The organism is Hymenobacter norwichensis DSM 15439 (assembly GCF_000420705.1).
Taxonomy (GTDB): domain Bacteria; phylum Bacteroidota; class Bacteroidia; order Cytophagales; family Hymenobacteraceae; genus Hymenobacter; species Hymenobacter norwichensis.
Window position 1 is genome coordinate 217,693 of the sequence record NZ_ATVL01000006.1, and the last position, 20,344, is coordinate 238,036.

The 20,344-nt window shown below is 56.6% G+C and carries 23 protein-coding genes; 20 read left to right on the forward strand and 3 right to left on the reverse strand.

Features of this window, described 5'->3' with window-relative positions; genetic code table 11:
* Nucleotides 1–131: 131 nt before the first annotated feature.
* The 18 genes from G536_RS0102000 (at nucleotide 132) to G536_RS0102085 (ending at nucleotide 16,673) form a co-directional block, all read left to right on the forward strand.
* A complete protein-coding gene (locus G536_RS0102000; protein WP_157530326.1) occupies nucleotides 132–569 on the forward strand; it encodes a hypothetical protein in 438 nt (145 codons plus the stop codon).
* Entirely contained in the window at nucleotides 566–1,945 is a 1,380-nt protein-coding gene (locus tag G536_RS0102005) for a hypothetical protein (protein WP_022821907.1), read from the forward strand. Before G536_RS0102000 ends, G536_RS0102005 begins: the two co-directional genes overlap by 4 nt.
* A gap of 2 nt (nucleotides 1,946–1,947) precedes the next feature.
* Nucleotides 1,948–2,961 (forward strand): DUF6712 family protein, encoded by a 1,014-nt coding sequence (locus tag G536_RS0102010; protein WP_033369484.1) that lies wholly within the window; start codon nucleotides 1,948–1,950, stop codon nucleotides 2,959–2,961.
* Between the two features lie 20 nt (nucleotides 2,962–2,981).
* Nucleotides 2,982–3,539 carry a bacteriophage holin gene (locus G536_RS30180; RefSeq protein WP_169515027.1) on the forward strand — a complete coding sequence of 186 codons (558 nt, stop codon included), beginning with the start codon at nucleotides 2,982–2,984 and terminating at the stop codon, nucleotides 3,537–3,539.
* 2 nt (nucleotides 3,540–3,541) lie between these two features.
* A complete protein-coding gene (locus G536_RS0102020; RefSeq protein ID WP_022821910.1) occupies nucleotides 3,542–4,084 on the forward strand; it encodes a glycoside hydrolase family 19 protein in 543 nt (180 codons plus the stop codon).
* Nucleotides 4,081–4,638: a hypothetical protein gene (locus tag G536_RS0102025; RefSeq protein WP_157530328.1), complete on the forward strand. Its 558-nt coding sequence runs from the start codon at nucleotides 4,081–4,083 to the stop codon at nucleotides 4,636–4,638. The genes G536_RS0102020 and G536_RS0102025 overlap by 4 nt, the downstream gene beginning before the upstream one ends.
* A 205-nt stretch (nucleotides 4,639–4,843) precedes the next feature.
* Complete coding sequence (locus G536_RS0102030) at nucleotides 4,844–5,044, forward strand: hypothetical protein (RefSeq protein WP_022821912.1); 201 nt, start codon at nucleotides 4,844–4,846, stop codon at nucleotides 5,042–5,044.
* Nucleotides 5,045–5,291: 247 nt separating this feature from the next.
* Nucleotides 5,292–6,224, forward strand: a complete 933-nt coding sequence (locus G536_RS25825) for an amidoligase family protein (protein WP_169515028.1) — start codon at nucleotides 5,292–5,294, stop codon at nucleotides 6,222–6,224.
* A 1-nt stretch (nucleotide 6,225) separates the two neighbouring features.
* Nucleotides 6,226–6,459 (forward strand): hypothetical protein, encoded by a 234-nt coding sequence (locus G536_RS0102040; RefSeq protein WP_022821914.1) that lies wholly within the window; start codon nucleotides 6,226–6,228, stop codon nucleotides 6,457–6,459.
* Between the two features lie 41 nt (nucleotides 6,460–6,500).
* Nucleotides 6,501–6,833: a hypothetical protein gene (locus G536_RS0102045; RefSeq protein WP_022821915.1), complete on the forward strand. Its 333-nt coding sequence runs from the start codon at nucleotides 6,501–6,503 to the stop codon at nucleotides 6,831–6,833.
* An 18-nt stretch (nucleotides 6,834–6,851) separates the two neighbouring features.
* Nucleotides 6,852–7,760 (forward strand): hypothetical protein, encoded by a 909-nt coding sequence (locus G536_RS0102050; protein ID WP_157530330.1) that lies wholly within the window; start codon nucleotides 6,852–6,854, stop codon nucleotides 7,758–7,760.
* A gap of 102 nt (nucleotides 7,761–7,862) precedes the next feature.
* Entirely contained in the window at nucleotides 7,863–8,681 is an 819-nt protein-coding gene (locus G536_RS0102055; RefSeq protein ID WP_022821917.1) for a hypothetical protein, read from the forward strand.
* Nucleotides 8,682–8,684: 3 nt separating this feature from the next.
* On the forward strand, nucleotides 8,685–9,215 hold the full coding sequence (locus G536_RS0102060; protein WP_022821918.1) for a hypothetical protein: 531 nt from the start codon (nucleotides 8,685–8,687) through the stop codon (nucleotides 9,213–9,215).
* Nucleotides 9,215–11,251 carry a SprB repeat-containing protein gene (locus tag G536_RS0102065; protein ID WP_022821919.1) on the forward strand — a complete coding sequence of 679 codons (2,037 nt, stop codon included), beginning with the start codon at nucleotides 9,215–9,217 and terminating at the stop codon, nucleotides 11,249–11,251. Before G536_RS0102060 ends, G536_RS0102065 begins: the two co-directional genes overlap by 1 nt.
* A complete protein-coding gene (locus G536_RS0102070) occupies nucleotides 11,248–12,717 on the forward strand; it encodes a hypothetical protein (protein WP_022821920.1) in 1,470 nt (489 codons plus the stop codon). The genes G536_RS0102065 and G536_RS0102070 overlap by 4 nt, the downstream gene beginning before the upstream one ends.
* Nucleotides 12,714–13,181 carry a hypothetical protein gene (locus G536_RS0102075; protein ID WP_022821921.1) on the forward strand — a complete coding sequence of 156 codons (468 nt, stop codon included), beginning with the start codon at nucleotides 12,714–12,716 and terminating at the stop codon, nucleotides 13,179–13,181. Before G536_RS0102070 ends, G536_RS0102075 begins: the two co-directional genes overlap by 4 nt.
* An 85-nt stretch (nucleotides 13,182–13,266) precedes the next feature.
* Entirely contained in the window at nucleotides 13,267–16,302 is a 3,036-nt protein-coding gene (locus G536_RS0102080; protein ID WP_169515029.1) for a phage tail tape measure protein, read from the forward strand.
* A 98-nt stretch (nucleotides 16,303–16,400) separates the two neighbouring features.
* On the forward strand, nucleotides 16,401–16,673 hold the full coding sequence (locus tag G536_RS0102085) for a hypothetical protein (protein WP_022821923.1): 273 nt from the start codon (nucleotides 16,401–16,403) through the stop codon (nucleotides 16,671–16,673).
* A 183-nt stretch (nucleotides 16,674–16,856) separates the two neighbouring features.
* Here the strand turns inward: G536_RS0102085 and G536_RS31980 are convergent, their stop codons facing one another.
* Together G536_RS31980 and G536_RS0102095 are read right to left on the reverse strand one after the other, a co-directional pair.
* Nucleotides 16,857–17,393, reverse strand: a complete 537-nt coding sequence (locus G536_RS31980; protein WP_157530332.1) for a hypothetical protein — start codon at nucleotides 17,391–17,393, stop codon at nucleotides 16,857–16,859.
* A 205-nt stretch (nucleotides 17,394–17,598) separates the two neighbouring features.
* Nucleotides 17,599–17,892 carry a hypothetical protein gene (locus tag G536_RS0102095; RefSeq protein WP_022821925.1) on the reverse strand — a complete coding sequence of 98 codons (294 nt, stop codon included), beginning with the start codon at nucleotides 17,890–17,892 and terminating at the stop codon, nucleotides 17,599–17,601.
* Between the two features lie 174 nt (nucleotides 17,893–18,066).
* On the opposite strand from G536_RS0102095, the gene G536_RS0102100 reads away from it, so the two are divergent.
* Nucleotides 18,067–18,498, forward strand: a complete 432-nt coding sequence (locus G536_RS0102100) for a hypothetical protein (RefSeq protein WP_022821926.1) — start codon at nucleotides 18,067–18,069, stop codon at nucleotides 18,496–18,498.
* 226 nt (nucleotides 18,499–18,724) lie between these two features.
* Here G536_RS0102100 and G536_RS33030 read toward each other — a convergent pair whose 3' ends face one another.
* On the reverse strand, nucleotides 18,725–19,291 hold the full coding sequence (locus G536_RS33030; RefSeq protein WP_084708451.1) for an energy transducer TonB: 567 nt from the start codon (nucleotides 19,289–19,291) through the stop codon (nucleotides 18,725–18,727).
* 315 nt (nucleotides 19,292–19,606) lie between these two features.
* Between G536_RS33030 and G536_RS31720 the strand changes: the two genes are divergently transcribed.
* Nucleotides 19,607–20,341 carry a TRADD-N-associated membrane domain-containing protein gene (locus G536_RS31720; protein ID WP_022821928.1) on the forward strand — a complete coding sequence of 245 codons (735 nt, stop codon included), beginning with the start codon at nucleotides 19,607–19,609 and terminating at the stop codon, nucleotides 20,339–20,341.
* The last annotated feature ends 3 nt before the right edge of the window (nucleotides 20,342–20,344 follow it).

Genomic DNA, 20,344 nt, shown 5'->3' on the forward strand with positions numbered 1-20,344 from the left:
CACACCCCTGGGGTATATCCCCTGGGCCGACTCGTGGAAATTTCCACACGCGACAGTGCGCGTCGGGGTGAGTAACGACAATTTGAGACTAAAACGGATTCTGGTAGGCCAAAAACGCCCTTCCTGATACCGTGAGGGCAATACCCTGTGAGATTGGGGGTTTTGCGGCCCGTTTCGCGGTGGGTTTTCTGTCCTTTTTCCCGCTTTCGGGGTCGGCGAATTTCGTCTCGATGATTCCGAATTCTATCCGACTAGCCGACGCATTACAGCAAATGGAGGAAGCCGATACCGGCTTCACGCTCCGGTTCGTGCAGGCCGACCGCAAGCGCAAAAAGGCCGGCAAAATCGTGGAGTGGCACCACTGCCGACTCTCCCGGCCGCGGCAGGGCCAGCGCAAGAAACTCGTGCCCGCCGCCGACGTGCCCGAGGCCGCGCCGCGGTCCAGCCGCCAGCCGGCCCACTTCGCCAACGCCACCCGCAACCTGGTGCAGGGCCGCAGCACGCAGGTGCGCAAAGTGCATATCTGGCTAATCCTGGCCTTCAATGGTAAAAAAGTAGTGTTATCATGAGTGTTGTATTTAACAATGACCTAACGGTAGGCTATACCGAAAACGGTACGGGCGGCATTGCCGTCCGTACTGGCCTGAGCATGGCGGCTACTGGTGGCGCTGGCAACCCAACGGGCGGCGACGCGCCGGGTGCTACACCCACTACGTCGGTGAAGAAAGACACCGGCAGCGACGACATCGCGCCTTGGGGCGAGGACAACCTGTTTCCGCAGGCGGTTATCAAAGACATCGAGCGCAACACCATCCTGCCCGCGGTGCTGGAAAAGAAAACCAGCATGATGTATGGCGGGGGCCTGGTGTACGGCATCATCACTGGCAAAGACAAGGATGGCCGGCCCGTTTTCGAGGCGCAGTCCATTTCGGAAATCGACGAGTTCTTCGAGTACTCGCGCCTGGACCGCTATGCCTTCGAAGGGCTGCTCGATATCAACACCTTCGCCAACGCCTTCCCGGAAATTATTCTTTCCAAGAACCGCCAGAAGGTCAAGCTGATAACCATTCAGGAAGCAGCGTGGTGCCGCTATTTGAAGGTGAAGAAGGGCGTGCTGCCTGGCGTGGTGATTAACGCCAACTGGGACAATGGCGGCACTTCCAAGGACGAAAACGCCACCACGGTGCCGGTGCTCGACCCCTACTTCGATGCTGTGGGCAACCTACGGGCCGCAAAGGGCTGGAAGTTTATTTATCCGCTCAGCATCCCAAGCCCGGATAAGGCACTGTACCAGTTGGCGGCTTGGAACGCTGTGCGTCGCTCAGGCTGGCTGGATGTAGCTGCGGCCATTCCAGAGTTCAAGCGGATGCTGTTCAAAAACCAGCTCAGCGTCAAGTACATCATTGAGGTGCACTCGGCCTATTGGGAGTGGAAATACGGCGACTGGGACGGACTAAGCCGCGACGAGAAGAAGCAGCTGCTGGAGGAGGAAATCAAAGCCTTCAACGACGTGATGCAGGGCACCAACGGGGCGGGCAAAACGGTGATGACCACTACCATCGTCGACAAGAAAACGAACCAGGAGGTGGCGGCATTCAAGATTACGGCCGTCGACGACAAACTCAAGGACGGCCTGCACATCGAAGACTCCAACGAGGCCAGCACCCACACCTACACCGCCCTGTCGATGCCGCCAAGTTTGATGGGCGTCTCACCCGGCAAGAGCATGGGCGACGGTGCTGGGGGCGGTTCCGAGCCACGGGTGCTGTTCAACAACTTCGTCAGCACCTCCCAATTCCAGCTCGACCTGCTGACGGCCCCGCTAAACCTGATTTCCAAATACAACGGCTGGAAAGTGGGGGATAAATACATCGTGTGGCGTTTCCTCAATCCCTTCGTGATGGAGATGCCGGAAAGCAAGCCAAAACAACAAGAATCCAAATAGTTATGGGACTTATCCGCTCTATTGAGAATTATCGTGAGTACGTTGTCGTCAATAAAAACTCGTTTTCGCTGGCCTCCATCCAGCCCGACATGCGCCTGGTGGAACAGGACCGCATCAAGCCGCTAGTGGGGGCAGCCTACTACTACGAGTTGGATGGTAAGCTGACCGCAGGCACCGAGCTTACCGGACCCGAGAAGGACGTGCTGGAGCTGCTGCGCCAAGCCGTGGCCACGTTAGCAATGGTGGCTTACCTGCCGATGGGGCAACTGGAAATTACTGACATGGGCGTGACCGTTACCGCCACCGGCGACCGGAAGCAGCCCTACCAGTGGCAAATCAACCAGCTCCGCTCCAACCTACAAGCCAAGGGCTACAATGCGCTGGAAAAAGCGCTGACGCTGCTCGATGAGCATATCGATGCGCCGGAGTTTGCGGCCTGGGCAACGTCGGCTGCGGCCACCGCCTCTCACAAGTTCTTCCTGAACACGGCCGCAGGTTTCTCTGAGCACTACAACATCGGCGGCTCCCGCCTCACGTACCTGGCCATGTTGCCCACGCTCCGGAAAATGGAGCGCTTCAGCATCGAGCCGGTGCTGGGCGAGGCGTACTACCTGGAGCTGAAAGCCGAGGTTGCGGCCCGCACGGTGTCGGCCGACAACCTGCACGTACTGGAGCAGTACGTGCGGCCGGCGCTGGCCCACCTGACCGTGGGCAAGGCGGTGCCCGAAATCGGGCTGGGCCTGAACGGCGACGCCATCGAGCTGAACGTGTACCGCCTCGACGATGCCAACCAGAAGGAGGCCGATGCGTCGCTGGATAGCTTGCTCAGCCTGAAGGTGGAGCAGGCAATGGGCGACGCGATGGTGTACCTGGAGCGGTTGAAAGCCTACCTCAACGCCAACGCCTCGGCCACCCGGTTCGCCACGTACTTCGCCTCCCGCCAGTACCAGTCGCCCACCGCACCCCGCGCCACGGTACGCACCGCCTCTGATGGGGCTGTTTACGGCTGGCTGTGATGCGGGCCATTCTTCAGCCAGTGCTGCTGTTCCTTGGCGGGCCGCGCACCATGTTCGTGCTGGTTACGGCCCGCGACGCTTCGCCCTGGGCGCTGCTCGTGCGGCAGTACTTCTTTGCTGACTGGCAGTTTGCCGGGTTTCTGTGCACGCTGATTTTCGTGGATACCGTCACTGGCGTGCTCCGGAGCTGGCAGAAGCACCAGGTGAGCAGCCGCGCCTTCAGCCGCATTTTCATCAAGTGCCTGGTCTACCTGCTGCTGCTGGTGCTGGCCCACGTGATGACGAGTTTCACCATCAAGGGCAAGGTGAACGTGGTGTTTCAGTGGTTCGACACCTTCATCTACTGCGCCATGATGGCCCGCGAAGCCCTGAGCGTGCTGGAAAATCTGGCCGCCGTCGCACCCGAGTTGGTGCCCAAAAAGCTGGTTAAGCGCCTGGCCCTATTCAGCGAAGACCCCGAAGCTGCCTTGGGTGAGCTGAAGGCCACACCCAAGGCAGCTTCGGAAGTGGTGAGCCCAGAGATAGTAGAGTTTCCCAATCCTTCATCGGTGCCCACTGAGGGTGCCATAATCAATTAATTATGCAGTTAACCAAGCAACTATTAATGGCCGCCCTGGTGGGCACCAGCTCGGCTGAGGCCGACAAGTTCCTCAAGCCCATCAACGCCACGCTGGAGCGTTACAAAATCAACACCCCGCTCCGGGTGGCGCACTTCCTGGCGCAGATCGGCCACGAGTCGTGCGGGCTGGATGCCGTGCGTGAGTACGCCAGTGGCGCTGCCTACGAGGGCCGCAAAGACCTGGGCAATACGCAGAAGGGCGATGGCATCCGCTTCAAGGGCCGCGGCTTGATTCAAATCACTGGCCGGGCCAACTACTACACACTGGGCCGCGCCTTCGGCATCGACTTCGTGGCCGAGCCGACGCTGCTGGAGATGCCCATGTATGCCGCCCTGAGCGCGGGCTGGTATTGGAACAGCCGCAGCCTCAACGAATTGGCCGACGCTAACTTCTTCGACACCATCACCAAGCGCATCAATGGCGGCACCAACGGCTATGCCGACCGAATGAACCGCTTTTTGGTGGCTGCTAAAGCCCTGGGCATACCAGGTGGAAAAGCATGAGAAGCATTCGTATAGGTTGCGTTTTAGGAGCACTTGCCCTGCTTAGCGCAGTCAGTGGCTGCGCCACCACTCGCCCGCGGCCGGCCGACGTGCCGACGCTGTCGGTGCTGTCGGTGCGCCAAGACTCCCTACGCGTGGACTCGCTGGCCGGGCTTCCGGACTCGCTACCCAAGCCCACGTTCATCCAGCGCCTCACTGGTGGCGTATTTGGGGGCGGTTCCGGTAAAACGAAAACCGTCCAGAAGTTCAAAGGGCCAACGACCATCATCATTGGCAACAATAACGCGGGCAGCTCGGCAACCAAGCCCGGCCCTGCGGCCACCGGCACTGGAGCAGTGGCCACCGAGGCAAAAAAGGCCGACGCGCCCGTAGTCGTTGGCGAGGGCAATCAGGCCGCCAGTTCCCGGAAGGGGCCGGCCGTAGCTGGCACCGGCAACTCGGTGACGGTGCCGCTGCCCAGCAACTGGTGGAAGTGGCTGCTCGGCGGCACGGTGCTCGGCTTCGCGCTGAGGCAGTTCGGGCCAATGCTGCTCAAGGGGGCGTTGGGCATATAAATAAAACGCCCTGGCATATACAGCCGGGGCGTTTTGCTATCTTGCACCCGCTAACACACTGAATACCCTAGATTACCCACAGAAGCCTCGGCCGTCGTCAGAAAACGGTCGGGGAGTAGAGCGGGAGCATGACCCGTATGCTTAGGCTTCTGTGGAAGTTCAGGTGTTAGCAGCGATTTCCCCGGCTTGCTCGACGTGCTGCATTATGGCTACTTCTGAAGAATCGGCCCAAGAGGCCCCCAACTTGCCGCTCGTAAAGCCAGCAGGTATCGACGACGCTGAAATGTGGAAGCTGTGTGAACGGTACAACATCGCCTTCACCCCACCCACGGCCCGCGATATTCAGTTTGCTGGCATCATTAAAGCCCTGGAGGAACTAGTGGATGCCCTTGGGCACCGCCCTTAAAACCAACGAAAACAGACTGCCCCGGCCCACCAGCCGGGGTTTTTTTGTGCCCGATTGCACCGTGCCAGTCGGACAATTAGACCGTGCATTGAATCTGCGCTAATGCACTCAAAAACAAGTGATTAAACTTGATAGTCGCGGCACACGATGCGTTGTTTGTATCACCTAAACGACACGAACACAACGCCTTACGATAATGACCGCAGCCCAAATCCTCGCCAGCACCGGAACTACTAAAACTTGGAAAATGCAGCAGCTTTTCGGCCTGGGCCTGAGCCGCCGCGAAGTAGCCACGATGATGAACGTAGGCTACGGTTTCGCCCAGAACGTATATGCCGCCTGGGTAGCCGCCCGCGCTACCACCGCCCTGGCCACGCCGACCCGCACCGCTACCGTAGCTGCCCTGGCCCCGTACCAGCCCGCCCGCTTCGACCGCACCTTCGGCGTAGAAATAGAAGCCTACGGCTGCACCCGCGAAGCCTTGGTAAACGAGCTACGCGCCCAGGGCCTGGAAGCCCACAGCGACGGCTACAACCACACCACCCGCCCATACTGGAAAATTGTAAGCGACGGCAGCGTAACCGGCCCTAACGCCTTCGAACTGGTAAGCCCCGTACTGCGCGGCTACGAAGGACTGGAGGATTTGGCCCGCGCCTGCCGCGCCCTGAACGCCTGCGGAGCCCAGGTAAATAACTCCTGCGGCCTGCACGTACACCTCGGGGCCTCGGACCTAACGGTAGAAAACATGAAAAACCTAGTACGCAACTACCTGGTACTCGAAACCAGCATCGACTCGGTAATGCCCGCCAACCGCCGCGGCTCGGCCAATACCTACTGCCAAAGCCTACAACGCAGCCGCACGATGGCCGAAGCCGAACGCCAAATACTAGCCGCCACCACGGCCGAGGAGCTAAGCCGCGCCGCCAACGGAGGCAGCCGCTACCACAAGGTGAACATGCAAGCCTTCACCCGGCAAGGCACCATCGAATTTCGCCAGCACAGCGGAACCACCAACTATGAAAAAATAAGCTTTTGGGTGAAATTCCTGGCTAACCTAGTAGACTACTCGAAGGCCCGCCTAGTAGCCCCAAACCTGCCCGTAGCTGAATTTACTACCTTTAACCCCCGCGACATTGCAACCTACTACACCCGCCGCCGCACGGCGCTACAAAACCGCTAACATGCCCAAATACGAAATACTAGGTGGTGGCCAGGTAGAGGCCACCACCGACCTCGGCCTAGTAGAAGCCTTACGCCGCGACGCGCAAGCCTGGGTGCCCAGCGTCAGTATCGAAGATTTTATGGAAGGCATGGCCAGCCGCGCCAAGGTTCAGAAGGGGGTGGAAGTCCGCACGAATTCCATTGCCAACTTTACGGCCGACCTAAAGCGGTTTGGCTTCATCACACAGGCCTGATTTCAGTTTTCAGTATGTTTGGTTTTCACCAGTCATACTATATGAAAACGCTATTATTTGCTGTACTGCTAGGGGCACTGGCCTTCGTCGGCTTCGCCCAGGATTCCCCACCCGTGGCCATCGCCAAAACTATGGCCGGCCGCAAAGCCCCACGTCGGGCACTGATGCTGGAGGATGGCGTGAAGCGCTACTCCAAGTTCAATCTGTACGCCACTCGCAAGGGCAACCGTGCCCGCGAATTTGAAAACGAAGGGGCAGTCCTAGCCTTACTTGATAGCCTCGGCTGGGTCGCTACTCCCAACGGCCAGGAGCAGACACCCTACGGCGAATACAACCTGTATATGCTCAAACGCAAGCCAGTGGTTCAGAATTAATATAGATGCACTTGCGGTATGGCATTCAGAATAAATGAACCCAAAAACGCTGTCTTACTACATGCAGCAGCAAAGATTGCTAGTTTGAGTGAAGCATCAGCCGTTGATGGTATGAGAATAATATTTCAAACGTTGGCGGAAGCTAGTGATCGGCTCAAGGAAAAGTTAGACCGCTATGGCGAGGAGCAAAAAGGATTGCAGTTCACAGCTCTTACAAACGATACTGCGCGACAATCAACTGATGGTGCAATTACATTTTCTAGACCTAACGTAGGGTTAAATAGCGTAAAAGACATTGATGTTAGCTATGGAGTAAGACACAGCAGTATTATGGCTGATGTGTGGATTCTTCTTGATAATATCCACCGCTTAGACATACTGTTGAAATTCGTACCTGGCCCAATAGTAGGATTTAGCAGACGAAATTTTATGCAATTAATGAACTCCGTGACGGGTATAAGAGGCTCTTTTCATCACATTGATGAGAGAATAAAGAGACACTTCGCAAAAGTTGGCGGTTCAGCTTTTGGTGATGTGAATTGGGTGTATAATTCAAGTGACAATCATCCCGCTCTATTTATAATGCACTCAGGGGTAGATCGGTTTGGAATGAAAAATACCGCTTATGGAGCAATTGAGGGAGAAGATAAGGAACATGAAATAGGAGCTCATAATTTAGAGTTGAGGTATTTGATGCAAGACAGAATTCCTGGTACTAAAGCGGACGGTACTCCATCTTTTACTTGGGGCACCCCGTATCCAGTTAGCGTGAATTTTGATGACCTTGCAGCACTTATAAACGAATTGCAATTAGGGTTAGAACATAGATACGCTTCTCTAGCAGAAACTGCTATCAAACCTGGGGAGGTCCCTGTTTTGCCAGGAATTCAAATCATCAGGCGCAGAAACGCTGAAAAACCAGATTAGTGAAATTTATTTAATAGCCTCGGCCAGATAGGTTGAGGCTTTTTTGTGTCCTTTTTCGTCGGTTCGGGGAGCGGGAGCTTTGAGGAAACTACTTCCTCACCCATGCATGATGTTAGTATCGGTGGCCGGCACCGGAAGGTAGCCGACACCTGGAACGCCCTCCCGCGCAAGCAGCTGCTGGAGGTGGTGCGCCACTTGTACGCCAAGCACCGCACCGAAACCGATTTGCGCCTGTGGCTGCTGAGCGTACTGCTCGACGTGCCGTTGGCGTTGGTCATTCACTTTACCGACGTGCAGGTGGCCCAGCTCCTCTGGCTGACCGACTTTCTCCTTGAGGAGAATAGCCTTACTGAGCAGAAGCTAGGCAGCGTACAGTTGCCGGCCTGGCGCGACCCCTTGCGCCGCACCTTCTACGGGCCGCGGGAGCACTTCCGCAACATGAGCTTTGCCGAGTTCATCTTCGCCGACGCCTACTTCGTGCGCTACAGCCAGGACCGCAGCCAGGTGGCCATGCTCGACAAGCTGGTGGCCGTGCTCTACCGGCCCCAGCGCCGCAACTACGACCCCAACTCCCCGGAGTTCGGCGGCGACCGGCGCGAAGACTTCAACGAGCACCTGCTGGAAAAGCGGGTTTTTATGTTGGAGGCCCTGCCCAGCACCGAGAAACTCGCCATCTATACCTGGTATGCTGGCTGCCGCAAGGCGCTGGAATACGCCTACCCGGACGTGTTCACCTCGGCCCACCAGGAGCAGGCCAGCGCCAAGGGCTGGGACTACGTGCTGCGCGAGTTGTCGGGCAGCACCTTCGGCACCCTAACCGAAACCAGCCGCCAAAATGCCCGCCTCGTGCTGGCCAAGATGCAGGATGATCAGGAAGCGGCCGAGCGCCTGCGCGAACTACACCGCCAACACAATCCCTAACCAATGCGCCACAAACAATACACCGCAATGGGCCGGGAACTGGCCCGCCGCCACGTCGACATTCAGCACTCGCCCGAGAAGTGCCGCTTCCTGCGCATCCTCATCAGTTCCGACCCCATTCAAAAGCAGCTCGACCTGAGCGAGTTCAACGCCAGCCTGCGCAACCGCCTGGATTTGAGCGATGGCAAGGCCGCGATGGTGCTGGAAAACTACCAGGCCGACTACTCGGATAACGAGGGCGACTTCTACGCCAAGTACCACCACAGCGCCTTTCTGGTGCTGAAGCTGGTGGGCCGCGACGACTACGACGGCCGCGACGACGTGCTCGACGAATGCGAGCGGATCGGGGAGGAGCTGATGGGCGCATACATCGAGCAGCTCACCGCGGCCGGCCTGCGCATCACGCCCGACGACGTGCTGCAGGAAGCCATTGGCCCCATCGGCGACGGCCTGGTGGGCTGCCGCTTCAACTACGTGTTCCGCAGTGCCGCCACGCAGGCGCTGACTTACCAACCTTCTAAATTCCTCGACTGATGGCCGGCGAAAGATTAGCAAAACAAGTTGTCCAGGTGGTCAACCCCCAGGACGGCAAATGGGTCCAGCTGTTTCTGGGCGGCTTGTACCACCTGTTCGAGCCCAGCTATAATGGTACGGGCATCAACACGTTCCGCATCATTCCGCCCCAGAGCAACTATCAGCGCCAGAACGCGCTGTCGTTTGTGGCCGCGGTGCGGGCGCGTATCCTGGCCTTTAACCTGCCCTACACTGTCAGCGAGGAAGAGATTCAGCTGCCGTATTGTACGCTGGTGACCATTGAGGCCACTGCCTACGACCGGGCGCTGGACTTCCAGCCCATGCAGGACTTGCCGCACACCGGGCTCTATGGCATTCTGCAATGGGACCAGGCCGATACCATCCGGCCGGTGTTCGTGGATCAGCAGGTAAACGATGCCGGCATCTTTGGCTCGGCCACTGGCTCCATCACCCTAACGGCCCGCAACGGCAACGATGGGGTGTACACTTATACCTGGGCCGATGGCCCTACCACGGCCAGCCGCAGCAACCTACGGGCCGGCCGCTACACCTGCGTGGTGGCCGACTCCAGCGGGGCCAGTACGTCGGTGACCGTACTGGTGGGTCAGGATGATCAACTGAGTGTGGTAGTCAACCGGGTGGAAAACGACGTGACTCTACAAGTAAGCGGGGGCCTGGCTCCTTATGCCTACGCGTGGGAGGATGGCAGCACGCTGCCCACCCGGCTCGACCTGGAGCCAGGCACCTACACTTGCACCATCACCGATGCGCGGGGCGCGACGGCCAGTGCAACCGTCACCATTTCGGCTTTCCAGTTTTATTTCTCACTTAACCCCATCCTGCTGCCGCTCGATGCCGGCGACGCCTACCGGACCGACCCCACCACCAAGCCGAACCTCTCGTTTTGCTGCGAGGTGTACATCGAGCCGGAATATTTGAGTGACGAGTTCGTGCGCCTGGGCGACGTGCTGGAGCAGCCCGCCGACCGCGACGGCCGCACCACCTTTGAAGTGCAGGCCCTGCTCGATACCTACTTGCAGGAGCACCTGCCTGCGCCGGGCCAGCAGGCCATCAGCCGGGCCGATTCGCTGTTCAAGCGCTTCTACTTGCTCAGTTACGAGCGGTTCGGGGAGCCGTTGGAGGATGGCCCGCAGCAGCTGCAAAGCACCAACTATGTGGTGCTGGGCGGCCTCGATTACTTTGAATACGCGGCCCGCACGTGGTTCAGTGCCTATCAGGCGGCTGCCAAGCCCTTCCTGACCTGGCAGCCCAACGACAAGCCCGTGTACGCCGACCAGCCCGAGTACCTCTACTTCATGGTGGACTCGTTTGCCCTGCCCTCGTTCGCCCTGCAGGTGAGCGTACAGTGCACCAATGGCAAAACGGAGCGCTTAACGACTCTGCCGTATGGAGGCGTGAAGCGCTACGAGGTGTTCTGCGTGCCGGTGAGCTACGAGGCCCTGGGGCTTTCGCGCTACGAGTCGCCTAAACGTCGGGTGCTGGGCTGGAGCGTGCAGGTAGTCGATGAGCTGGGGGTGCCCCAGTCCGAGGAGCGGCGTTACCAGCTGGAGTACCGCTATGCCCCACAGAAGCGTTACTTCCTTTATACCAACAGCCTGGGTGGGGTCAATACGCTGGCGTGCATTGGCGACGCGGTGGGTACGTTCACGCCGGTGCAGGAGGAAGCTGAACGCGGCCCCAACCCGCGCTACAACCCGCTGCTGGGCGACACGGTGGTGCTGGACCGCTCCGGCACCATGGTGCTCAACGTACAGACCGGCTCGCTCTCGCGGGCCGAGCAGTTGCACTTGCAGGAGTTCGTGCTCAGCCGGCGCGTGACGATGGTGCGCGACGGTTTCTACTGGCCGGGCAAGGTCAAGCCCAAGGCACTGGAAGCCTTCAGCGACGGCGACACCACCCGCGTGTTTGTGTTCGACTTCGAGTTGCCCCGCCAGCGCGTGTTCTCGCCGCGGCTGCCGGTGCTGCCCGCGGCACTCACCCGGCCCGTGGCGGCTGGAGAAGGGGGGCGGCTATGATTCGGCTGCTAACGCTGGCCGGCGACGAGCTGCAACTCGGCGACGGTTCCCTGAGCCTGGAAATCCGGAATCCGTACTTCGAGGAGGAGGCCATTCCCGGCACCACCTCGCTGCCGTTTTCCTTTAGCTGGACGCGCGACAACCTGCGCACGCTAGGCTTCCCACACCGCAGCCGGGTGCCAGGTGGCCCAGCGCCGTTGCCGGCGCAGTTGCTGCTCGACGGCCCACTTTGGCGTATCGGAGCGCTGAAATACGGCGAGTGCGACGAAGCCAAGAAGAAGCTCACGTATAAGTTCACGGCCGATGCTGGGGCCTTGCGGGAGGAAATCAAGGGCATCCGACTTTCGGACCTGGACCTGGGCACGGTGCCATTCATGCGCAGCAATGCCAGCCCCGATTATGCCCTGCTGCCAGTGCGCAACACGGCCTTCTACGGCGAGAAAAACAAGGACTTCAAAGGCATCGTCAACTACTACGGGCCGGCCGGCTACCCAGCGGTGGCCAGTAAGCAGCATTGCTTTGCGCCCCAGCCGTACCTGGTGCCGGTGCTACGCAAGGCGCTGGCGCACTTCGGCTGGAGCGTGAGCGGCGACTTTGTCGACGAGCTGGAAATTCAGCAGCTGGTGATTTACAGTGACCGGGCGCTGGAGGATGCCACCGGCGCGGTGCTGGCCAACGTAGAGCTGGCCCGCCACGTGCCCGATATCACGGTGGCTGCGTTGCTGCTGGCCCTGCAAGGCCTGTTCACGCTGGGCTACCAGGTAGACACCCAGCGCAAGCATCTGCGCATGCGCTTTTTGAAGAGGGAGTTGGGGCGCACGGACTACCAGGACCGTAGTGGCGTGCTCCAGCGTAGTGCGCCCAACCTGACTGAGGGCTGGCAGCTCATTCAAAAACCTGATGGCAACGACGAGTTGGATAAATCGCTCGACACGAGTTGGCAGAGCTTCCGCATCGGGTCGGCGAAAGAGGACATCACCGTCGACGCGGGCACGCTGCACCTGGTGCGGGAGGAAGATCCACTGGCCGCGGGGCGGCAGTGGCTCGTGCCAGCCATCAGCGCCAAAGGGGCCTCGGCAGCCTATGACCTGGGCGAGGAAAGCCGCACCGGGCTGCGGCTGCTCTTCAACCGCGGGCTCCAGCCCGATGGCCGCGGCAACAGCTATCCGCTGGGCACGGCCGGCACGGTCAACTATGCTGGCGCGTCGGTGGGGCAACTGAGCTTGCACTGGGACGGGCCGCAGGGGCTGTACCAGCAGTTCGGGCAGGCGTGGTACACGTTCCGCAGCCAGGCCACTGAAACGGAATACGAGGTGCCGTTCACGCTGGCTGACTTGCGCAGCATCGAGCCGGGTCGGCTGGAGATGGTCGACCACCACTTACGGCTCTGGCAGCAAATCAGCGTGACCATCGACTTGCGGCGCAAGCTGAGCAAGGCCACCATTATCTATCAGCAAGTACGATGACACAGCCAACCCAAGAGCAGCGGCCCGACCTGGCCGCCGAACGGCACCGGATGGCGCTGGAGTGGCTGCGCTTCAGCATCGAGAAGTTTCGGGCCAACATCAAGAAGATGAAGATTGGCTCCACCGGGCAGCTCTATGAGAGCTTCCTGGGTACGCTCGTCGGCGGCGCGGCCGGCGACGAGCTGAAGCTGCGCCTAGTGTACGCCGTGCAGGGGATGTACGTCGATATGGGCGTGGGCCGGGGCATGGGAGCCGGCCAAACCAAGGGCAGCCGTGACTACAACCGCCTGCGCAATGAGAAGGGCAAGCTGCGCCGCCACGAGCGGAAGGCCAAGCGCTGGCAGAGCAAGCAACTGGCCCGCGAACAGCACCGGCTGGGTGAATTAATGAGTGATATCAGTGGCCGCACGCTCATCGCTTCGGTGAGCATGGGGCTACCCAAAACCGTGGAAATTAACTTATAAGGAAAGTCGTATGGCTGGTGAAACCGAAAAGAGAACTATTGAGATAGTCGTTAACGGGCAAAAGGTCAATGCCAGTTTGAAGGAAATGGACGCGGCTGCCGCCGTTCTGTATAATCAGTTCCGCAAGCTCTCGGCCGACGACCCAGGGCGCGAAAAGATTATCCAGGACTACCGGGAAATGAAGGCCCGCATTGGCGATGTGAAAGAGGAGCTGGGCCAGGTGAAGGAGTCGCAGAGCGTGTTTTCGCAGGCGATGGCCTTTGCCGGCGTGACGGTCGGCACCGAAGCTATTATCGACGGCATCAAGGAACTGGGTGCGGAAATTATCAACACCACCAAAGAAGTGGTGGCACTGCGGGGCAACATCAACGGGCTGACCGGCGCGACCGGGGCCGAGTTGGATAACCTCACCAGTTCGGTGATGGCCGTGGCCCGCACCTTCGGTAAGGACTTTAATGAGGTACTGGTGGCCAGCAACTCGCTCAGCAAAACGATGGGCGTGAGCCAGCAGGAAGCCATGCGCCTGATTGAGCAGGGCTTCCTGAGCGGGGCCGATGCCAGCGGCGAGTTCCTCGACCAGGTGAAGGAGTACGGCCCTCAGTTCAAACAGGCCGGCCTGAGCGCCAACGAAGCCATCGGCGTGATTTCGCAGTCGGTAACCAGCGGTATTTTCTCCGATAAGGGTGCCGACGTGGTGAAAGAGTTCGGCCTGCGCATCAACGAGCAGACGAAATCTACGCGGGATGCCATGTACGCCGCCTTCGGCCCGGAATTCACTAAGGAAATCCTGGATGGGGTGAATAAGGGCAGCATGACGTCGGTGGAGGCCCTGCGCCGCATCTCGAAAGAGATGAACGACACCAAGATTCCGGCTGCTCAGCTGCAAACGGTGGTAGCCGACGTGTTCGGTGGGCCGGGGGAAGATGCCGGCCTCGACTATCTAAAGTCGTTGCAAAACGTGGGGGTGGGTGTGGACCAGCTCGTCGATAAAACCAACGTGTACGTGCAGCGCCAGCGGGCGCAGCTGCTCTCGGAAAAGGAACTGGCCGACTCGCAAAACGAGCTGGCTAAGTCGTTTGAGGGCGGCAGCGTGATTATGAGCACCCTGACCAACAAGGCCATGACGGTGCTCTACACGTTGCTGGTATCGTTGGGGGCCACGTTCCGGGAACTGGCGCAGCCGGTGAAGGACATCTGGAACTCGCTGATGGAGCTAGGGGAGTCGATGGGCTGGGTAAGCAAGGAAGGCACCTCGGCCAAATCGGTCGGGGAGGCGCTGGGCAATGTGTTCCGGGCCATCCTCACGCCTACCAAGCTGTTGTGGGGCGCGTTAGCCGACGGCGTGAAGTCGCTGGTGGAGTGGGCCAAAAGTTCGGAAACGGCGCGGGCCGCGTTGGAATTCATGACCATGCCTATCCGCACGCTCTATCAACTGCTCACCAACGGGCCGGCGTATTTTGCTGCGTTCAGTGCCGAGGCCGAGAGCCGGTTCGGTACCATCGGCCGGGCCTGGCGCAGGCTGCTGGACCGCGACTTCAGTGGGGCCGCGGCCGAGTTCGGCAACATGGGCAAGAATGCTGGTGAAGCCTACAACAAGGCGTTTGCCGCGGCTTCCGCGAAACAAAGCATCACACTGGAGGCGAATGCCACGGTGAAAAACGCCGGGGCTGACCCAACCCCTATGCGCAAATCGGGCGGCAACGGGCTGACGGAGGCCGATGAGCAGAAGGCTGAAAAAGCGCGGGAGGCTGCCCTGAAGAAGATTGCGGCTGCCCAGGACAAAGCCGATAAGGCTCGGCAGGATGCGCTGAAAAAGCAGATGGAGTTCGAGGCTAAGCTGGAAGATGCCCGCGTGGCCGCCATCGCTGACAGCCACGAGCGGGAGTTGGCCGCGGTGAAACTCAAATACGACCGAAAGTCGCGGCTCATCACCGGCACCGAAGCCGAGCAGGCCGTGCAGGCTCAAGCCAACCGGGAAGCCATGAACCGGGAAGTGGAGGCCATCGACGAGAAATACCGCAAGCAGGCTGAGGAAGCGAAAAAAGCAGCCTTCGAAAAGAGCCTGGCCGAGGAGGAAGCGGCAGAAACCGAGCGGGAGACGGTTATTCAGGCGCAGTTTGAAGACTTGCTCATCACCGAGGCCACCCGCGACCAACTGCTCTACGAGGCCAAGCACGCTAGTCTTGAAGCCAAGCTGCTGCTGGAGGAATCGTATGGGGGCAAAACCTCGTCGTTGTATCAGAAAACGTTCCGCGAGTTGCAGCGGCTGGACCGGCAGCATTCCAAGGAATCCGAGGAAAACGCGAAGAAGCGGGCTGAGGCGATGCAAAAGTTCGGGACGCTGATGATGAAAACGCAGTCGGATGCGCTGGGGCTCACCATTGAAATCTTAGGCAGAGACGAAGCGGCTCGGAAGAAAAACGCCTCGCTGATTCGCTCGTTCACCATTGCCAAACTCGTGCTCGATGGCGTGCAGGAAGTGCAGGGTATCTGGACGGATGCTGCGCAGAACCCGTTCTGGAAGCTGCTGCCTCCGGGAGCCAGCGTGGCGTATGCCGCCGTTCGTACTGGCCTGGCCGTTGCCCGCACAGGCTTCGCCGTGTCGCAGGCCGCCAAGCAGCAGTTTGCCCAGGGGGGCCGCACAGGTGGGGGGATGAATGCCGGTGAGGGCATGGCCATCAACCCGATGGGGCAGTTGCTGGAAATGTCGGGGATGCGCGTGGGCTCCGGTGGCAAGCTGGTTGACAACACCGGTTTCGCCGTGGCCGGCATCGTGCATCAGGACGAGTACGTGATTCCCAAGTGGATGCGGGCCGACCCGCAGGTACTGGCGGTGGAGAATTGGTTGGAGGCAAAGCGCCTTCGGGGGTATGCTGAAGGTGGAGGTACGACCGATGGTGGTAGCCAGATGCCGGCACCACCAACCCTGGCAACAAATCCGGCCGGTAGTACTTGGGAGCAGGAACTACTATCAACTCTGCATCAGTTAAATGGGCGACTCGCAGGGGTGGAGGAATGGCAGCGTAATCTGGGTGTAAACCTCAGTTTGCAAGAATTGCAGAAGAGCCAGAAGCAGTTGCAGTTAGTCCAAACTGAGAGTGCAATTCGCAAAGGAGACTAGGAAAAAGGAACTTTTCGCCGATTATCCTATACTTTTAGCAATCTGCTAACGTAATTAGTCTAGCTAACGCCCTCTTCATCTCACCTTTATCCCCACCTATGCAGACTCAATTTCCGAGTGGTCCTATTCCAGCAGTGGACCCAGTGACGAATACCATTATTGATATTCGGCCCCTTCTGACATTGCTCCACACTAAGTACAACGGAGACAAAGAGCAGCTGGTGGGCGACCTGCATCAGTTATCGGATTATATCATGCGTAACCCGAACGATGCAGAAAAAGACTCAGCCCCGAAGCTGCGGAAAATGTATGGTCTGATTGCCGACCTCTCGGTGGCGTTCGACAGCATCAGAGAAATTCCGCAGCATTGATCAAACTCTTACACCACACTTTGCTTGCCGCCTCGCCTCACAAGCGAGGCGGTTTTATTACCGCCAAGGCTGTCCTAAACTTGTTGTTTCGAACAATTGTAGAATTATAGTGCGTATCATTTTACAAAGGACCGTTTGTAAAACGATACGTAGCTAGTAGGGACTTACTAGTACTAACCCTGCCTACCCTCGTTTCTTGATAAGGAATAGCTTTTGCTCAGTCGGCACCCATACATACAGGAAGGTTCCCAGCGGATAGCCTCCGTATGCCGCATAGTAATTGCCGGCTCGCTGCAGATACTGTTGCTCGACAAACTGACGGCTACAGCGAAAATCATCCAAGTTGCCGAACGTGGCGATTGATGTCCAAAGCGAATCTTGCTGTCGAATGGGTGTCGGGTGCCACAGCAGGCTATCCATTGCCTGCAAATGACTGGCATGTCTTTTAAAGCGCAACCGCGGTAACGGACTGCTGGAACCAAGGGCGCGCTGTACGGGAACCGTCGGAACGTACTCATAAAAATCGAAGCCATCGCCTGGACTGAACCCAATCAGGTCGTGGCTGCATTCAACTTTAAACCTAAGGCCAGGTTGCTGAAAAAGTGTTGCCCCAGCCGTATCTGCTAAAGGTTGTCGATACCATGCTCCATCGACTACAAAAAAGAGAACGAGAAATCCGATGATTAGCAGTCCAGTTCCTACTCGCCATGGTGTACGCATCGATTACTTACCAAATAAAACTAGGACTACTAACCCTCTTGTATTTCCGATGCAAACCAATGATAAAGTACAATATGAAATAGGTGTTATTCCGTTGAGCAAACCTACCACTTTTCCGCGATCTCGCTTATAACTAACTTTATGTTAATCAACTATGCCAAGAAAGTGATGTGCTGCGCTCTCGCGTTGCACTACTTCGTAAATCCTATTGCTTAACCAACAACGACTTTACCAGTGGCGGTATCTCCTCGTCGGGCCCAAGATCATAGAAGTCAATAGCTGTTTGATCGGATCGTAGTAATTGCCATGCCTGCAAGACCACCTCGGCGTTTTCTCCCGCAGTCATTGTCTGATGAGTGAAGGGAGGAGGGCAGTATTGATTCCACATGCCAGCTAAGGCGTTGAGTGTTTCGTAGAGTTGCTGGCCACGCTCTAACAGCTGGGCCTGTAAGGCTTGGTTTTCAGCTTGTAGATCTGTGGTATTGGGGATAGGTCCCATTCAGTTAAATAAAATGTCCGAGAAGTCGAATTATGTTTACCAAGCTAAGCAGCCGCAAGGTGTTCGAAATAGAGTCTTTTCCGAACACTTTTAGCACCCCTGAACATGCCCCCGAAAACGCGGTTTTTCGGGGGCATTTTTCACTAGGTAATTCGAACACCTACTTTTACCAACATGGAAGCGTTTAAAATTACCTTGTTTGAACAGGAGCACGCTCAGCCCTTCCCTTCGTACCGCTCTCTGCTACCTACTGAAGGCCGGGCGCTGCAAGCTCGCCTCGCCAGACAGTTTGGGCTGACGGCCTCCCATACAGCCAATGAATTCGAATTCGCTCTTGCCTCACGCCAAACTTACTATCACGAGGTAAACGCCGAGCAGGACTTTGCTTTGCTTCCGACGCTCACGGCCTTAGGCATTACGCCGCTACCAGAACTCTTCATCAATTGGGCCCGATTTGAGGAGGTGGACACCTTCCAGACAGCCGATGTGGCTCACTACTTCGACGACCTTTGGTACCCGGTCGCTGACAACATTGACTTATTCGATGCCAGCCTCCGTTGGGTCGTCTCCATTCGGCACGACGGGGTGGTGAGTGCTATTCGCTGAACGCTCTTTTATGGGCAAACAGGACTTTTCTCGTGCCAAGTACTTTTAAAAATCCTGCATTCATCTTAAAATATTTGATTGACATAATGTTAGTTATAAGCGCCACCTCGGAAAAGTGGTAGTTTGCAATCTGAGTGAAACTTGTGATAACAGTAGTACTATTCTAACGAAACAAGTTGTACTTCGCTCCTATAGAGCCGTTACATACCGCTACCACAGCTAATTACTATTGTGGCTCAAACGGCACATACACTAGAATTTGCACACGTACAGCTTTGCCATCTTGGTAGCCAGGTGTCCAAGGTGGCTGCAATTGTAGCACCCGCAAAACTTCGGCGTCATACTCCGGTGAAAGGCTTTTCGAAATCTTAAAGTCCGTTAGCTGTCCCGCTGGGCTTACTACAAATGTGGCCCACACTCGCCCTGATAAATGGGCTGAATCAGCTGGCCGCTGCACCTGGCTAGCTAATGCTTGCAAGAACCCGGTAGCCCCTTCTGGGGGCACTGGCATTTGCTCGACACAGCTGTAGGTATCTAGGGCGGGGGAAATAGCAGCACAAGGAACGAGACAGGTACAGCCAGGGTCCCCTAAGTCGATCGGTTGCTGTGTTGGCGTGATAGCGGGATGAGCTGTCTTTTTGCGAATTTGCTGAGCGTAAGTCGGCAGTTGCTGGACAATAAGTAGCAGGACGAAGAACAGAGAGGATAGTAGCAGCTTCATAAGATGTATTGGTTCTGAAAAGGTATACGAAGGGAAAAGCATACCGTTGGTTCCATGAACGCGGCTGCACATAGTGTGCGTCCGATAAGCCTCTAAAGATTTGTAACATTACTTAAACGGTCTATCATAAGGAGCTACATCGTTCTATCATATCAACACCCTCAAAAACGTCTTTTGAGGGTGTTGCTTTTCTAGACTGTTTGGAATGGCTTGCGTGTCCATAAATCGTCCGTTTTATGGACAGTTTTCGACACCCCCAAACAGGCCTAAAAACGGCGTTTTTTGGACGCGTTTTCAATACCCTTTTTTGGACAGTTGTAACTACCTTACATGCACTCTTTATAGGCCTGTCCTTTCAAGTTTATCTCAGACAATATTCTACCCCTAATGAGTGCAAGTAAAGCGCCTGTGAGAATACCATTTTGGAAAACATCACTCTATGTTTTAGGACAAGCCGTACTACTGGGTCTGTTTGGAGCAGCAGTCGCACTTTGGGCTTTAGCTAGTGGTACTGAAGAAGGTAAACCTGTTGATTTGAGCTTAGAGCAAATAGCTGTTGTTCTTGCGGTTTGTTATTTAGTTGCAGTTATAATTATAGCTGTTGTGCAATATTCTGATAGCTATAATGAAATAAAAAATAATAAAATAAAATCAGATATTATATATGAGGAGTCAGAGAAACTTCAAGAGAGTATAGAAGAAGACTTTTTTACTAATCTTGTGAAGATAAATTTTAAATATATAGATAAATATTATTTGCAGACCCAAATACAAGCTGATAAGAGCTTTACAGTTGCAGTTGCAATAGCTGTGCTTGGATTTATTACTATAGTAGCGGGAATAGTTCTTATGTATATTGGAAGTGTAAACTCATCATACATTGCGACTACAGCAGGGCTTATAAGTGAATTTATATCTGCTATATTTTTCTATTTATACAATAAGACTATAATAAAGATGGGAGAGTACCATCAAAAACTAGTATTAACGCAAAATATTAGTTTGGCTCTTAAAATAACAGAGGGTATGCCGGATGCTGAAAAAGCTAAAGCTAAAACATTGTTAATAGAGCAATTAACTAAGGATATAAATTTGCATTTAGCTTCTCAAGTAAAGGCGTAAAGA

Coding starts and splice junctions, on each gene's coding strand:
- G536_RS0102005 (WP_022821907.1), top strand. CDS start 566: ATGAGTGTTGTATTTAACAATGACCTAACGGTAGGCTATACCGAAAAC.
- G536_RS0102010 (WP_033369484.1), top strand. CDS start 1,948: ATGGGACTTATCCGCTCTATTGAGAATTATCGTGAGTACGTTGTCGTC.
- G536_RS0102020 (WP_022821910.1), top strand. CDS start 3,542: ATGCAGTTAACCAAGCAACTATTAATGGCCGCCCTGGTGGGCACCAGC.
- G536_RS0102025 (WP_157530328.1), top strand. CDS start 4,081: ATGAGAAGCATTCGTATAGGTTGCGTTTTAGGAGCACTTGCCCTGCTT.
- G536_RS0102030 (WP_022821912.1), top strand. CDS start 4,844: ATGGCTACTTCTGAAGAATCGGCCCAAGAGGCCCCCAACTTGCCGCTC.
- G536_RS25825 (WP_169515028.1), top strand. CDS start 5,292: ATGCAGCAGCTTTTCGGCCTGGGCCTGAGCCGCCGCGAAGTAGCCACG.
- G536_RS0102040 (WP_022821914.1), top strand. CDS start 6,226: ATGCCCAAATACGAAATACTAGGTGGTGGCCAGGTAGAGGCCACCACC.
- G536_RS0102045 (WP_022821915.1), top strand. CDS start 6,501: ATGAAAACGCTATTATTTGCTGTACTGCTAGGGGCACTGGCCTTCGTC.
- G536_RS0102050 (WP_157530330.1), top strand. CDS start 6,852: ATGGCATTCAGAATAAATGAACCCAAAAACGCTGTCTTACTACATGCA.
- G536_RS0102055 (WP_022821917.1), top strand. CDS start 7,863: ATGCATGATGTTAGTATCGGTGGCCGGCACCGGAAGGTAGCCGACACC.
- G536_RS0102060 (WP_022821918.1), top strand. CDS start 8,685: ATGCGCCACAAACAATACACCGCAATGGGCCGGGAACTGGCCCGCCGC.
- G536_RS0102065 (WP_022821919.1), top strand. CDS start 9,215: ATGGCCGGCGAAAGATTAGCAAAACAAGTTGTCCAGGTGGTCAACCCC.
- G536_RS0102070 (WP_022821920.1), top strand. CDS start 11,248: ATGATTCGGCTGCTAACGCTGGCCGGCGACGAGCTGCAACTCGGCGAC.
- G536_RS0102075 (WP_022821921.1), top strand. CDS start 12,714: ATGACACAGCCAACCCAAGAGCAGCGGCCCGACCTGGCCGCCGAACGG.
- G536_RS0102080 (WP_169515029.1), top strand. CDS start 13,267: ATGGACGCGGCTGCCGCCGTTCTGTATAATCAGTTCCGCAAGCTCTCG.
- G536_RS0102085 (WP_022821923.1), top strand. CDS start 16,401: ATGCAGACTCAATTTCCGAGTGGTCCTATTCCAGCAGTGGACCCAGTG.
- G536_RS31980 (WP_157530332.1), bottom strand. CDS start 17,393: ATGCGTACACCATGGCGAGTAGGAACTGGACTGCTAATCATCGGATTT.
- G536_RS0102095 (WP_022821925.1), bottom strand. CDS start 17,892: ATGGGACCTATCCCCAATACCACAGATCTACAAGCTGAAAACCAAGCC.
- G536_RS0102100 (WP_022821926.1), top strand. CDS start 18,067: ATGGAAGCGTTTAAAATTACCTTGTTTGAACAGGAGCACGCTCAGCCC.
- G536_RS33030 (WP_084708451.1), bottom strand. CDS start 19,291: ATGTGCAGCCGCGTTCATGGAACCAACGGTATGCTTTTCCCTTCGTAT.
- G536_RS31720 (WP_022821928.1), top strand. CDS start 19,607: ATGAGTGCAAGTAAAGCGCCTGTGAGAATACCATTTTGGAAAACATCA.